At 59.2% G+C, this 13993-nt stretch carries 17 protein-coding genes; 5 read left to right on the top strand and 12 right to left on the bottom strand.

Annotated elements, in window-relative coordinates; translation table 11 throughout:
- Positions 1–489: 489 nt before the first annotated feature.
- On the bottom strand, positions 490–702 hold the full coding sequence (locus tag THI_RS16875; RefSeq protein WP_041608877.1) for a hypothetical protein: 213 nt from the start codon (positions 700–702) through the stop codon (positions 490–492).
- Between the two features lie 647 nt (positions 703–1349).
- On the opposite strand from THI_RS16875, the gene THI_RS16870 reads away from it, so the two are divergent.
- A complete protein-coding gene (locus THI_RS16870) occupies positions 1350–2504 on the top strand; it encodes a lipase family protein (RefSeq protein ID WP_013104700.1) in 1155 nt (384 codons plus the stop codon).
- Positions 2505–2821: 317 nt separating this feature from the next.
- Here the strand turns inward: THI_RS16870 and THI_RS16865 are convergent, their stop codons facing one another.
- From THI_RS16865 to THI_RS16855, 3 genes are read right to left on the bottom strand one after another with little or no spacing between them, the layout of a single operon-like run.
- Entirely contained in the window at positions 2822–3124 is a 303-nt protein-coding gene (locus THI_RS16865; RefSeq protein ID WP_141130493.1) for an STAS-like domain-containing protein, read from the bottom strand.
- Positions 3118–4041: a putative Signal transduction histidine kinase gene (locus THI_RS16860; RefSeq protein ID WP_013104697.1), complete on the bottom strand. Its 924-nt coding sequence runs from the start codon at positions 4039–4041 to the stop codon at positions 3118–3120. Before THI_RS16860 ends, THI_RS16865 begins: the two co-directional genes overlap by 7 nt.
- Positions 4042–4100: 59 nt before the next feature.
- Positions 4101–4550, bottom strand: a complete 450-nt coding sequence (locus tag THI_RS16855; RefSeq protein WP_013104696.1) for a hypothetical protein — start codon at positions 4548–4550, stop codon at positions 4101–4103.
- Between the two features lie 211 nt (positions 4551–4761).
- Here THI_RS16855 and THI_RS16850 point away from each other — a divergent pair, with 211 nt between their 5' ends.
- Both THI_RS16850 and THI_RS19525 read left to right on the top strand, forming a co-directional pair.
- A complete protein-coding gene (locus THI_RS16850) occupies positions 4762–5397 on the top strand; it encodes a hypothetical protein (protein WP_013104695.1) in 636 nt (211 codons plus the stop codon).
- A gap of 103 nt (positions 5398–5500) precedes the next feature.
- A complete protein-coding gene (locus THI_RS19525; RefSeq protein WP_255356518.1) occupies positions 5501–5623 on the top strand; it encodes a hypothetical protein in 123 nt (40 codons plus the stop codon).
- Positions 5624–5752: 129 nt separating this feature from the next.
- On the opposite strand, the gene THI_RS18195 is transcribed toward THI_RS19525, so the two are convergent.
- A complete protein-coding gene (locus tag THI_RS18195; protein ID WP_013104693.1) occupies positions 5753–6394 on the bottom strand; it encodes a hypothetical protein in 642 nt (213 codons plus the stop codon).
- A 227-nt stretch (positions 6395–6621) separates the two neighbouring features.
- On the opposite strand from THI_RS18195, the gene THI_RS16840 reads away from it, so the two are divergent.
- Together THI_RS16840 and THI_RS16835 are read left to right on the top strand one after the other, a co-directional pair.
- Positions 6622–7239 (top strand): hypothetical protein, encoded by a 618-nt coding sequence (locus THI_RS16840; RefSeq protein WP_013104692.1) that lies wholly within the window; start codon positions 6622–6624, stop codon positions 7237–7239.
- Between the two features lie 95 nt (positions 7240–7334).
- On the top strand, positions 7335–7985 hold the full coding sequence (locus THI_RS16835; RefSeq protein WP_013104691.1) for a hypothetical protein: 651 nt from the start codon (positions 7335–7337) through the stop codon (positions 7983–7985).
- A gap of 116 nt (positions 7986–8101) precedes the next feature.
- Here the strand turns inward: THI_RS16835 and THI_RS18985 are convergent, their stop codons facing one another.
- The 7 genes from THI_RS18985 to THI_RS16805 all read right to left on the bottom strand — a co-directional run bounded on the left by THI_RS18985 (position 8102) and on the right by THI_RS16805 (position 13959).
- Positions 8102–8527: a hypothetical protein gene (locus tag THI_RS18985; protein ID WP_041608875.1), complete on the bottom strand. Its 426-nt coding sequence runs from the start codon at positions 8525–8527 to the stop codon at positions 8102–8104.
- An 82-nt stretch (positions 8528–8609) separates the two neighbouring features.
- A complete protein-coding gene (locus THI_RS16830) occupies positions 8610–9401 on the bottom strand; it encodes a creatininase (RefSeq protein WP_013107476.1) in 792 nt (263 codons plus the stop codon).
- 11 nt (positions 9402–9412) lie between these two features.
- On the bottom strand, positions 9413–10300 hold the full coding sequence (locus THI_RS16825) for a DMT family transporter (protein WP_013107475.1): 888 nt from the start codon (positions 10298–10300) through the stop codon (positions 9413–9415).
- Between the two features lie 6 nt (positions 10301–10306).
- The gene (locus THI_RS16820; protein ID WP_013107474.1) at positions 10307–11059 is read right to left on the bottom strand and encodes an SDR family NAD(P)-dependent oxidoreductase; all 753 of its coding nucleotides are present in this window, start codon (positions 11057–11059) and stop codon (positions 10307–10309) included.
- Between the two features lie 11 nt (positions 11060–11070).
- A complete protein-coding gene (locus THI_RS16815) occupies positions 11071–11856 on the bottom strand; it encodes an SDR family NAD(P)-dependent oxidoreductase (protein WP_013107473.1) in 786 nt (261 codons plus the stop codon).
- 5 nt (positions 11857–11861) lie between these two features.
- Positions 11862–12872: a fatty acid desaturase family protein gene (locus THI_RS16810; RefSeq protein WP_013107472.1), complete on the bottom strand. Its 1011-nt coding sequence runs from the start codon at positions 12870–12872 to the stop codon at positions 11862–11864.
- 76 nt (positions 12873–12948) lie between these two features.
- Positions 12949–13959: an ABC transporter substrate-binding protein gene (locus THI_RS16805; protein ID WP_013107471.1), complete on the bottom strand. Its 1011-nt coding sequence runs from the start codon at positions 13957–13959 to the stop codon at positions 12949–12951.
- Positions 13960–13993: the final 34 nt, after the last annotated feature.

The following is a 13993-nucleotide window of genomic DNA, read 5'->3' as shown; positions in this document are numbered from 1 at the left end:
CGGATAGTCTGCTACGCAACACGTATGCAAGCCTCCGGCTTGACATCGATGAGGCGCTGACTTGGGCAAGGGGTCTTTCGCCGGGCTAAGCGGACTCGTACTCAAGTTGCCAGTCAGACGGCGCCTTTTCTGCGCGCAGGTCCCACTTTAGCCATTGCGCCGCAGCCGTTTCTGCTACAAGTGCCAATTGCTATCGACCCAATGAACGGATTGCTTCTCGTTGCCCACGTCGACAAGCTTTTCGACGGCTACCAGCTGAGCTTTGACCCGTCACGCGAGGGCTTCCGCCCAATCCATCCGCGTGTTCGCCAAGAGGTGACGCAGCTTGAACTACAAAGAAGAGTGGGCGCGTCCTCAATGCCAGTCAGCTACGGCTTGAGGATGAGGGGAAATTTGGCCGGTACATGGGCGAGCACCTGGAGCGCCACCTAGCGCTGGTTGAGGTGTACCGGCCAATGGAGTGAGCGTTCTCGGCCTCAGCGCCTCCCCTCACACCTCGACGATTACGTACCGCATCCTCCCACTCACCCTGCAGCTCTGGCGTATCTGCTTGTGGGCAAGCAGCTGCTGGAAGAGCCCGGCCGGCAACGGGGCCGAATCACTACCGAGTCGGATGCGGTAGGCGAGCGGAGCGTCCGAGACCTGCTCGATGAAGGCGCCGGCGGCGAGGAGTTCGCGCGCGGCTTCGTACTGGTTTTGCATGTTGACCTCAACTTTTTGCGGACGCACGAACCCTGTGTCGTGCGCTTCAAGTTGAGGTCGGCGGGCGTGGCGCCCGCGGTGGGTGGTCAGTTCATGCCGGGAATTCTATTGGGAGCCCATGAAAATTTGCCGTTCATTTCCGCTCGTCGCACTTACCCCCTCGTTGGTCGTTGTGGCCGGTAAGGCACGCGCTATGACTTCAGACTTCAGACTTCAGACCAAGCCAAACAATTGGCATTGACTACCGTCGACAGACACGATTCATCTGCGCTTCAGCAACTGCAATCTGTCGCGCAATACGAAGACTCCTCGGCGCAGTATGTGCCGTTAGCTGATTTTTGTCCCCCGATTTGTGAAGCAATTCCTGGCCCAGCGGATAGCAGAAAAGCATAGGTTGACCAAAAATTTATGCTCTGGACACCATCCTCACCGAGATTTGGATTCCGCTGGATGCGCGCTCCATCGGTTCACATCTCCCCACACAATCCGAAACACTCTTAGGTTTGTTAATCCTTGCCGAGAGATGTACTCTTTTCCTATAACTTGTGGCTGTAAAAGCCCACTAGTCAAGGACCATGTTGCAGCCATTTCCGCGACATTGTTCGGTTAATGCGGGCGCCGATGCGCACTGGACAAGGGGTCACGCTATGGCATTTTCTTCCGGCTATCAGTTTCAAGAAGCGCGCGATGCATTGAATCTGTGCATGCAGCTCAACGGGAACGGACTGCCTGCTCCCGCCCCTCTCCCGCCCCCTCCTACGTCGTGGACGCTCGATTTCGCGAGCCTGACGCAGAACCCTGCATCGCCCGAACCATCGCGATTCGGTGGAACGCAAGATGGTGTTGGCCCCTTCAACAATGCATGGGCCGGTTGGCGCAATAGTGCGAGCACCGGCGCATCCGGTTCCTACGCAATCGTCATCCGGGGCACGGTTGGGACTGTTTCCAGCATGCTGGACGATGCCTTGGCAACGACCGTGCAGTGCAATGCATCCTTTCCCCTAACTGCGGCCGGTCCGCCGTTGGGCAACCTGTCGTACGCGACGGTGAAACCAAGCAATTCCGAAAAATCGGGCGTCCATTTGGGGTTTTTATGGAGTGCGCTGGTTCTGCTGTATCACAAAGACATTGGCATTCTGAAGAAGCTTCAGCAACTCCCTCGGGGTTGCAACATACTAATCTGCGGTCATAGCCAAGGAGCGGCCATTGCGACGCTGTTGCACTCGCTGTTGCTGCATAGCAGCGGAGGAACTGACGCGCTAGCACACGCACTGGAGACTAAAGAGTTCAACTACAAGTCCTATGTGTTTGCGCAACCAAAACCAGGCAATTGGCAGTATGGGCACGACTTTGCGCAAGCTGCCGGGAACATCGGCTTGGCCATTTGCGTCAACAATTCGCGGGACTGGGTCCCGCAAACTCCATTGGCACTGGACCTTCCCGATGAGGTCATCAACAACCCGATTGACAGTTGGCTCGCACGGAAGAACGCCATACTGAAAACGGTAGCCGCGTGCGTGGAGTCCTCAGTAGCCACTCTGCGAGACGGCCTCGCCGATGTCGTAAAGCATGGGGCAGAGGCTGCAGCAGGTTACCTCGGTCAGAACATCGACACCAGCTACCTGGCTCAAGGCCCAAGCGTGAACAATGCTACCCCGTACCTGAACTATGTGCAGTGCGGAAAACTGTACTCACTTGAGGCAGTGCCTGCACCAGATGAAGAAAACGCGGATTCCTTGTGGCAGCATCATCTTGGAAATTACAGCGCCTTACTCGACGCGCAGGGAGCTAGCTTCATTTGAGCCGGTCCTGTTCCATAGCTGTCAACATTCCACTCGCAACAACTTGGCCAAGAGGCAAGCGATGCGCTGTGGATTGCTGCGGTTCAACGCGCCATTGACGTCGGCCCATTGGAGCCGGCCACACAGCGTCCTAGCGCGGCGGCGCCTGCCCTCACCCAATAGGTTGCGCGCGGACCTTCGCTGACCATGCGCCGTCGATGAATCTTTCAGGCTCGCCGTACTTACAATGGGTGTGCCACCGCAGCTAGAGAATCCGCACCCAACACGAAGAGCAACCAGGTAGTCGACCTTCTTGCCCGTGGACATGCCTGGGGTACTCATACCCCGGCCAACCGCTTCTTTTCTTGCTCCACAAATTCGAAGCGACTTCGAATAAGCTCATTTATTTGCCGGGTTGACTGGACGAAAGTCAGCACTTCCCGGGCCCGCTCCAGAGAAACCTGTTCCAGCAAGCGGACAAATGCAGCATTTACAAACGCAGATGGCACTGACGTAATGCCCGTGAAATCGACTTCAACGCGCTGTCCTTCCATTACCGGTGGAAGGATGAGACGAAAGATGACATCTCCATCCTCGTAGGAGGATGCGGTCCTCACATGGTCCATAACCTTCACTACCATGAGAACGGCTCCACTTCTGCGTCCGATGCGACCCGCTCTAGCGTATCTGTTCTAAGCGTCACTCGAACCAACGTTCCCGGGTAGCCCCCCCCTGTGGCTCGTGCCGTAATTTTATATGGGGGAGGGCCGGCAGGGTTCGGAACCGCGGACAGGCTCCCACGGGCGGAAACAATGAGCACATTGCCTCCATTGTTCTGAGTGACGTACTTGATGAGAGTGGGCAAACCCGCCCCTCGGTTCTGCACATTGCTCTTCGTTGTGAAGCCCTCTTGGCATGCCAGGCGAAGTGCCGCAGAGTCACTAGCGCTCGGCTCTCTCGTTCGTACTACGCGCGGAATTCCGGCACCGAAGTCGGAAATGGCTATCTGGATTTGATTTTTTTTCGGAAAGTACTGCGCGAAAGTGCACCCGATGCGTACCCCAGAGTGGTCTTGCACGTTGTGAAGAACCTCCTCGAGCGAAACGCGAACGCCATCGAGCGACTCTGGCCTCATTCCCACACGCTGACCAACCCACGGCATAACGTCGCTCAGCAAATACGCCTGAGCCTGTTCGCTATGTATGAGCCTGAGCGGCATGGTGGTAGAGCGAACGGAGCCACCAAATATCCTCTTGCCAAGATACCGCTCGAAGAAAAGGGAGTCATCGAGGAACTTCGTTCCTGCAGTCTCCGTCGCATGGTTCTTGAAGCTGACCTTGCAACCCAGCGTTTTGAAATACTCAATAACATTTGATAAGACAACGACACCAACCGGTTCGACGAAGGTCAACCTGCTGAAGTCGAAAATGACCTTTGAACACTTTGCGTCACGCTGCTCGTCGACGACCTCGGCCAAAAACGGAAGCATCGTCTCTGCGTTGAAGATAAGAGGTAGGAGGACGGCCCTCTCCACGGGAAAAAGAATCTTCCAAATCATGCGTCGCGTCAGCCTTCTCTTTTTGCACACGCGTCACTAGCGTGATATGGCAACAGGTCTTATTTTAGGGGCCACGTGTCTTTGTCTTGCCCCTTGAGTAAAGCGCCCCATGCCGTGGCATTTTTCGCGCGCTTGGCGCACGTACGCACATCAATGTCGATGACCTCGACCGCTCCATCCGCGCCGACTTTTAGCAGGTTGTACTCCTTGCCTATCCGGGTGCGCAGTTTGGTCAGGTGCTTCCAAAAATCAAGGGTGAGGATAACCACAGCGGTCACCCGTCCATCGTCGAGCAGGACGTCATAGATGTGATGGTTACGGCTTTGGATTTCCTTTTTTGAGCGCGTGCAGTACGACTCGGGGAGTAGGTCGGCCTGGATGGCGCGGCCCAGCAAGGAGGCGACGGAGGTTCGTTCCTCTGCGGATAGGGTCCGTTCGGGGCAAAGGGCCCCAAATTCGTTACGGGTGACGAGACGGCTGGGGACTGCGGCGGTGTGAAGCTCGGGCATGGTGAAGTCCTGTCCAGAGAAGTTGGGACTTCATGTAGGCACCGCGTTTATCTCCGTGGTGCACCCACGCCGATGCCACGAGGTATTGGCCCGGTGCCGACGTGTTGGCAGGCTTCGTGCCGCTGGGTCCATACGCCGGGTCACCCTGCGACGGTGGCGTGTGGAACGGTGATGGCTACACATGGCATCACTTGTCACCAGAGCCGTCGCCATGCACATCAAACACCGCCGAGCCCGCGCCCTTCTCTACCGCTCCGTCTGGGTGCCCAAGGGCTCTGCCGGCAACACGCACGGCTACTCGCGGCAGGTCTATGTAGGCAGCCTGCCGGTGACCACCGAATCCATCCCCGCCGCACTACGCGAGCAGATGTCAGACGACGAGCTCGCCTTCATTGATGCCAAGATTTGCGGGCCCGCGCGGGAAGCTGCGGAACGGCAACGGCTGGAGGATGAGGTGAGGGAGCGCGACCCTGGGTGGCGGCTGGAGGAAGCGCAGCGGCTGGTGCGTGAAGCCGCTGCGCGCAGTGCCGGAATGCCAGTGTCTGCGACCAGGTTAGGGGCTTTGCAGGATGCGCTCTCTGGCGTGAAGACCGACAGCACGGCAATACAGATGCCAACCAATGCCAAAGGGACCGATGACCCCTTGCGGTCGGCATTGGCGGCCGTTCAAGAAGCCGCCCGAGCCGTTGCCGCAGGTCGCTATGGCAAGGCACCGGACGAACAGGTGCGCTCGACAAAGACCTACCGGCTATGGGCCGATTTCTGGGAAGCTACGCAGGGCGAAGGGGAAGCAAGTCTGCTGCGCGCGCTACAGGCAAAGGGCTTTGTCAAGCGCCGTGGACGCTAGACCATGGGGGCAGCGGCTGTTCACGCTGGACGTTTGATTTGATAATGCCCTGACAAATCGAGAGCCCCACCCGTTCCGACAACCATCACCAGGACATTGCTACATGTTGAATTGGCTTGCCATCCTGGCCCTCGCGCTGACCCTCTGCGTGCTGGCACGCGACCTCCGCAAAACCTGGCTGCGCCATGCGTGGTCTCTGCGCAGCGTGCCGCACATCCGGCCGTAACGCAAGGCCGCCACGCATCGCTGCGCTTCTCGGTACACCCCGCCGACCTGCACCACCGCCGCTGGATTGGATGCAAAAAGCCCCCGCAGTACGGGGGCGTGAATGGGCTCAATGACCGCGCGACAGTTTCTATTCTTTCTTCGCCGCGAGCTCTGCCCTTATCGTGCTGATGTGAGCCTGCATCGCGACCACTTCGGTTTGTAGCGCCGCGATGTCCATTTCGGGTAGCAGCTTCTTGCCTTCAGCCTTCTCGTACATCTTGACCAGCGCGTACTTTGACACCATCGAAACGTCGCGGAGTTCCCCGGTCACGAGCGGTCCCCAGGCTGCGTCCTTTGACAGGACTTGAAACGCCGGTTCAATGGTCTGCGGGCCATACAGCCCCGGTTCCATCAGGTCGGCTTGCGTGATGCGTCCAGCCATCATCAAAATACTCATGCGAGGCACGCGCAGATAGGCTGCGCACGCCCGAGCGAAGTCGTCAGAAATCTGATTGACCTGTCGGACCCCGCTCATCAGCAGGTTCAGGTACGGGTAGCTGTAGCCCAGTTCACGACACATCTCCGGAAAGGACTGGCCTCGCTCTGCGGCGCACTGCACGAGAGCAGCAATCAGCAGGCCACCGGGCCGGACGGCGAATGTCTCGCTGACCTCACCGCTCCAGGGAGCGTGAGGCTTATGAGGTGCGGGTTCTGCTACTTGGGGCTCGGCGGGATTGACTTCTGTGCAGGTGGTGAGGTCCTTGGTTTTCCTGGCTTGCTTGACTTTCACATGTGACTCCTGAGGGGTTCTGGAGGGTCGATTTCGACCGCCAGAGGACTGGCCTTTCAGGTGTAGTCACCAGCATCCAAGCGTCGGTGCCTCCAGCTCGCGGATTACTGCTGGCCCAGTCTCTTGACGTTGCGCGTGGATGGTTCCGCATCCATACGCTCTGTGATGCCGCGAAACCACGGTCGCTATAGGAAGCGCACGGATTTGCGTGCACACAGGACATCACCATGGAACACAAGGCAGCACTCCATCCACCGCTCGACGCGTCCGCATACGTCGCCCCGGAGACCCCGGCCGAACGCGTGTTGCGGCTTTACCAGCACCCAGGCGGCCCGCTCATCGGCTGGGTGCTCGACGATGCGGCTCGGCGCCGGCATGACGCCAACCATTTGGCCCACGTCCTCGGCATCAGCCTGGAGGAGCTTGAACGCTGCGAACGCGGTCATGCCTCCAGGCTGGTCAGGGACCGCGCCTTCATGACGAAGGCCGCGCGCTACCTGGCCATTCCTCCGATTACCGCACGGCTACTCGCCGGCGACATCCGGGTCGGCGACTTTGCCACGCGCATCGAGTCACCGACCGACACGATTGAACGGGAATTTGCGCGGATGCTGACGGACCCGAAACTGCGCGCGCTCGTGCCGGACTCCGTCGCGGACCTGACCGACGAGTACAGGCATTACCTGGTGATGGTCTATGGCAAGAATCGGGCGATGGAACTGGCCGAGTTGCCGCTCCTGCCGGACATCCTGCGCTGGTTGCAGCGTGCGGCCATCCAGCATGACGAACATGAAGCCATGGCAGCGCATGCAGCCGGGAAAGACCGGAGCTTGATGGCGTCTTGATTTTTCCTTCTTTTGTTCGCGGGCCTGCGGGCCCGCTTTTTTTGTCTGGGCGCCGGTCGCTACACGAGAGCAGGCCATCCAACCCAGGAGAAAAAATGCCTACGAAGAGAAATTCCATCGGCTTAGGGCTGCTGCTCGACCCGTCGCAGTTCGCCGCCGAACTGACGACGCTGAAGCAAAGGCCCCATTACGACGGCCACGCCCTGTTTATCGAGCTACCGGACCGCGTGGCGCGGCTGTTTGAGAGCAGCCTCGTGCCGACGGGTCAGGGCCTTGCCATTGCGGGCAATGGTGATGGTCTTCTGTGTGCAATCGTCACGCTGCAAGCCGCATCGACGCAAGTCGTGTGCCTCGTGCCGATGCTGAACACGGTCGCAAAGGCCTGGTTGTTCGAAGCGGTTGAAACACGGCGCTCAATGAACATCGCCGTCGCGATTGCCGACAAGCCCCAAGTCATCGTCGTGACGTCCGGGCCGCCCGTCGGAGACCCGGAAAGCGCGCAGTGGGGAGCCATTCGTAAGCGGGTCGATGAAGCGCCGCTTGGGGGTGAGTTCGTGACGCGCACGCTGGAGATGGTCGCATTGTTCAAGCGCCTTGAAGACTCGCCGGAGAGCCTCGTCCCGGGCTTCGAGGTCGGGGAGCGGTGGGCGGTCGCGTGCATGCCTCCGCCCAAGACGCACGACAGTGATGTTGACGTCAGACAAGCTGGGCGGCTGCAGGTGCCAGCGGGTGCTGTGTTGCACTGAGAGCCGGCGGTGGAATCGACCGCTGAGGGTGATGGGGCCCCAGCGTTGGGACTGATGTAATTCTTGGGCGGCCCCGACTTGGGGCCGCTTTTTCATGTTCTCTTTTTACATCGCCCTCAAGGCGTCGCAACGACTCGAAGAACGGCGGCCGTCTTTGCACGCATCGCGTCCACTGGGGAAGCCGAGCGTCGTCGATGCGGCGGGCCTTTCGCATCAGAAACGGATAGCTTCGTTGCGGTGGCCGCTCTCGCTCGCCGACCATCGACTGTCGGCTCAATCGGTTGGCTCGGCGTATCAGCATGGTCGACCTCGTTGACCGAGAATCGAGGAGCATTTGTTTCTCGCAACAGCTTGGCGCTGAGCGCCCCATAAAACTCATCGGGGTGCCAGTATGCCCGGCGACCGATTTTTGTCGGTACAGGCAACTCACCTGCCTCGATGAGCTTGTCAATCCAGCGTAGGGAGCAGCTCAGTGCGGCTGCAGCAGCTTCTTTTGTTACGGCGACAAATGGAGAGATGGACGAAGCCTTTGGAGCAGTCATGGCAGGAGCAGAAGAGGATGAACACTCAGCGTCTAGCAAGGCTGTTTATTCACCGATTCAACTACGTGCTCAAAATCCCTCTTTAGAAATTCTGTGGCAAATCTGTGCCAATTTCAGTGCAATGCAAGTTCTCGCAAGTGCTTGCATATTCCGTTTGCAAGCTCGTAAGATATTGATTTTGTTTAGACACCTGTTTTTGCAACCAGGCCTCATTTGAGAATAGTTCGCGTTCGGGACGTAGAGGGTAGATGTCGTAGGGCGGGAACTGTGCGGGGCCATCATCCGGCAGCAGGTCCATGCGCACCAGTTCAGGATGGTGATGCAGCATCAGCGAAGTCTCGATGACCGCGGCATGTTCCAGAGCGAAGCCAGGAAAGCCCTCTGGGAAGACCCGCGCAAGGGTTTGTTCCGTGAGGAAGTCCCAGTATTCGAGCCGCATCACTCGCAGGGCGCAAGCCGGGCCGAGTTCGCGCAAGGCAAGGTCGATGCCTTCGGTGACGAACCATTGGTTTTCATAATGGCCGACGACGACGACCAGTCGTTTGATACCGTGCCGGGCGAGTTCGCGGATGACATCGCGCGTCATCTGAATCAGGCTGGTGGCATCCAGGCTGGTCGTGCCGGGAAAGTGCTGACCGCCGCCACATTTGGGCTGCGATTTGTAGCCATAGCTCAGTGCTGGGGCGACAAGGCCTTCAAGCCGGGCTGCAGCGCCTGCTGCCACGGCGGTGGCGAGCAGTGCATCGGTGCCCAGGGGAAGATGCGGGCCATGTTGTTCGAGTGCACCGCAGGGCAGGAACATCACCGGGTCGTCCTCGGCGATCCGGTCGCGATACGCCATCCAGCTCATCCGTTCCATCATCACAGGGTTCATTCCAAATCCTTTCAGCGTGCAGGCAAAAGTTGTGGGGTGCGGGCTTCCAACAGCGCAGCGCAGGCGATCAGCGCTCCGCCGATCCATTCCTGCGGTCTGAGCGTTTCACCGCCGATCAGCATGGCGGATATGACCGCAGCAACAAGTTCGAGAATCAATAGCACGGAAGCACGCCCAGCCTGCATGTGCGTGACGCCGTATTGCGTGGCCAGGGTTGCCAGCGCCAGCCAAGTGAGCGAGAACAGTCCAATCAGTCCCCAGACGCTCGCTGGCAACGCGGGCAGAGTCTGGCCGATGGTCAACGCCGCCGTCGTGGCCGTGACCGTGCAACCCAGGAAAATGACCAAGGTCTTGCTGGCCAGCGGTATGGCATGGGCTGCACGCGTCGTGACGTTGGTCAGGGCAAACGCCAGTCCGGCGGAAAGCGCCATCATGTCGATCGGGGACAACGGCGTTATAAAGGCCGCCTGTCCACCCAACAGCACAAACGCCCCGACGAGTGCCAATGCCAAAGCGGCGCCGCGATGCAGCGATATGTGCTCGCCGAGAAAAAGCCGGCCTGCGAGCACGCCCCAGACAGGGGCCATGTAAAACAGCAGCATGACGCGCACCACATTGCCGCTCATCAGCGCATTGACCAGCGAGGTGTTTGCCCATCCCCCCAGAACAGCGATCAGCAGGAACAGGCCGGCCTGCCTCTGCCATTGCCGCCGCTGCCTCCACAACACAGGCAAGCCCAGTATGGCGACGAGGCCATAGCTGACGCTGACCATCAGATTGCCGCTGATTCCCGCACTTCCAAAATACTTCAGTGGCCACCATGCCAGCCCCCAAAGCAGGGCGCCGGTGAGCAGGGCCAGCACGGGTGCAGCGGCAGACGGAGTGTGTTGTGTCGTCATGCCCGGTCACGCCATCAGCGCCCCTCCGTTAGGGCTCAAGGTCTGACCGCAGTAAAAGCTCGCTTGCTCGGACGCGAGAAAGACGGCGGTCCCGCCGATTTCCTCTGGTCGACCGACACGGCCCATGGGGATGGCGCTCTCCTTGGCCACCCATTCCGGGCTCATCTGATGCAGCGACAGCATGGCCGTGTCCACCGGTCCGGGGGCGATGGCGTTGATGCGCACTGTGGGGGCGAACTCGCGCGCGAGTGAGCGAGTCAGGGTAATGACGCCGGCTTTCGCCGTGGTGTACGCGGTAAACCCAGCGCGCCCAAGATAACCAAGCTCTGAAGCGATATTGATGATGCAGCCGCTTCCATGGCTCAGCATGGACGGCAGGACCGCCCGGCAGCACAGGAAGACCGACTTGAGATCCGTATTGATCACCTGATCCCACTCCGCCTCGCTCGTGTCGAGAAAGGGCGTTTCCAGCAGGATGCCCGCGTTGTTGACCAGAATGTCGAGCGCATCATGACGTTGCAGCACGGCCTCCACCATTTGGGTTACGGAAGCGGCATCCGCCACGTTGGCCTCGATCGCCCAGGCCTTCGCACCCGTGGCAGCGATGAGCGCGACGGTCTGCTGTGCCTGCTCCAGCCGGCCGAGGTGGTTGACGATGACCGTGGCTCCGGCCTGCCCCAAGGCGATGCCGATGGCGCGACCGATCCCCGTCGCTGCACCGGTGACCAGCGCGGTTTTTCCTGCGAGTGAAAATGTCATGGGCTTGTGGCTCAGTTCATGAATTCGCCGTTGTCCACGACGATGCTCTGGCCGGTGATGCCCTTGGCCAGGGACGATGCGAGAAACAGGAAAGTGCCTGCGATGTCCTCCGGCTCCAGCAAGGTGGCAATGGCCTGGCCGTTGAGGATTTCAGCCTGCAGCGCGGAGGCCTCCATGCCTCTGCGCGCAGCCATCGCGTGGAGCGAGCGCATGGCTGCCGCAGTCCGCACCCAGCCCGGACAGACCGTGTTCACCCGGATGCCGCGAGGTGCGAGTTCGGCGGCGAAGGCGCGCGTCAAGCCGATGACCGCGTGTTTGCTGGCGACATAAGCTGAAAAGTGCGCCACGCCTGTCTTGCCCCAGATGGAGGATTGATTGATGACCGCTGTGTCCTGCACCATCAAGGGCAGCACAGCGCGGGTGAGCAGATACATGCTGGTGACGTTGTTGTGTAGCAGGGCAGACCAGCGGCTGGCAGCCAGCGGATCCTCGTCATCGAGAGGGGTTGGGTATTCCGCTCCGGCGTTGTTGACCAGCACATCGACGGAAACGCCGCGCTGCTGCAGGGCCTGCGCCAGCGCTTCCACGGCCGAGGCGTCGCCGAGGTCTGCCGCATGCCAGGTCACCGCACTTGCAGCAGTGAGACGACGGGTCTCGGAACTCTGCATGGGCAAGACGCGATCAACCAGTTCAAGCGTCGCGCCATGCGCGCCGAAGGCTTGGGCGATGGCGAGTCCGATGCCGCCCGACGCTCCTGTCACCAGAACCGTCTTACCAGAAAAATCGAGCGCGGCCACAGGTTTCAGACTGCGGTCAGAAAAGACACGCCAACCGCCCCATAGAAACGCTCGGCCTTGTCGGGGCCAGTGGTCACAACACCATAGTCATCGCTCAGCACCCGCCGGACGCGATCACGATGGAAACCACGTAGCAGTGACGCCATCGGGATCACCTGAGAGTGCTCATCAGCATAGAGCTGGCGATGCAATGCGGGAAGCTGATGCCATGGCGCAGTGGGCTTCTCGTGATGCGCGTTGTGATAACTGAAATTCAGCAGCAACAGATTCATCCACGGAAATCGCACAGAGACCAGGTTTGAATAGGTGTTGTGCTGTTCGTAATCGTGGTCGCGCAGCTTCTCGTCCGGAATGCCCCCCGTCGACAAGATGGCGAAGGCGTCATAGGTATGTTGATACGCATCCGCAAAGCGCAAAGCGGTGATGAACAGCACATAGGCCAGGAAGTACAGCAGGAGGGCTTTGAGTGAAAACCAGGCGAGCAAGGCGAAGAACAGGACGCGCACAGTGAAAACGCCCAGGATGCGCTTGCGAGCGGCGGCGCGTTCCGGTTCGATGAACGGCAGCAACATCACATAAGCCCGCATCAGAAACTCCACAGCCGGGAGATACGCCCACTCCAGCGCCACGACGGTTCCGCGCAGCCAACGTGGCGACGCGAGCAGGAACTGCCTGTAGTCAAATGTGATCACGTCTGCACGGTCGATGTGATGACGCATGTGCTTGCGGCGCAGATCCGTGAACGGCGCATAGCAACTGCCATTGATCCAGCTCATTGCGATGCCGCCACGCTGGTTGGCGGCATTGGTCTTGAAAACCGTGCCATGGGCGAATTCATGCAGGAAATAGGCGGAATAGATCAGCGCATGCGCCAACAGCAATACGCCGAGCGCGTTTATCCACCAAGAGCTGCTTGTGATCAGGGCCAGCCCGCCTGCGTAGCCCAGCACCGTGTAGGTCAAGGCGACGACGTTGGGTAGTGCGCCGCCCTTGTAGCGAAAGATGGAAGAAGCCATGGGAGCCCCCAGAGTGTTGAATCTGGCGCCGCTCTGCTTTTGCATTCCAAAGCAACACAGGGCGACACCAATTGAATTACTTTTTGCTGAGTGCCATCACGAAGGACGCATCGAACGTGTTTTCAATCGGAGGCACTGCGGTGATCTGCTTTTTGCCCATGAGCACCTTGCCGATGACGGGGCCGCTGCCGTAGAACGATGTCGTCGAAGTGGACTTGGTGAACGACTTCACCATGCCGTCCAATGGAATGTTGAACACGCCGGACATCTGATCCTTCACGTCTTTTGCGGAAATGCCCATGGCTTTGCCGATGAGCGCGTCTGTTTCCTCCGGATGGCTCTTCATGTAGGCCAGCCCCTCCAGATAGGCCTCAATGGTTGCTTTCACTTCAGCGGGATGCTTCTGGATGTAGGACTTGTTGTAGACCAGCACATCCGTGATCAGACCCGGCGCATCCTTTGAAGAGAACACCACATGGAATTTTTTGCCGTCATCCATGGCCACAATCTGCGACAGACTCGGTTCGTAGGTGACCCCGATCGGAATTCCACCCGATGCCATGGCGGCGGGCACAGACTCGGGCGTCATGCTGACGGACTGCACATCCTTTTCTCCCATGCCGTTTTTCATCAAGGCATAAGTGAGCAGGAAATCGGAGGGTGACAGCGGGTTGTAGCCAATCTTCTGGCCCTTGAACTGACTCACCGTCGTGATGTCACGCTTAGCCACAATGGCATCGGCGCCATTGGAATAGTCGATGGGCATAACTACCTGCAGGCCCAAGCCCTTAGCGTCGGTGCCAATCACCTGGTCGTAGGTCAACATGCCACCATCAACTGCACCGCTGGCGATGGCCGAGGGAATCACCGCAGGATCATTGAAATTCTGCAGCTTCGCATCGAGACCGTATTTTTTGAAAAAACCCTTGGCATCAGCAACATAGAACGGACCGTAGCCAATCCAGACCACAGTACCAATGACCATCTTGGGGGCCGCTTGGGCCACCTGACTGCTGGCGACTGCAATGGAAGCAAATACGGCAAGGCTTGCAAAAGTGCGGATGACAGCTTTGCGTGTAGACATCATGATGCGGGCTCCGAGGGTGAGGGAAAAATGGCAA

It is taken from the genome of Thiomonas arsenitoxydans (assembly GCF_000253115.1).
GTDB lineage: Bacteria > Pseudomonadota > Gammaproteobacteria > Burkholderiales > Burkholderiaceae_C > Thiomonas > Thiomonas arsenitoxydans.
Note: the sequence above shows the minus strand (reverse complement) of the source record. Positions and strands in the feature narration are given on the sequence as shown.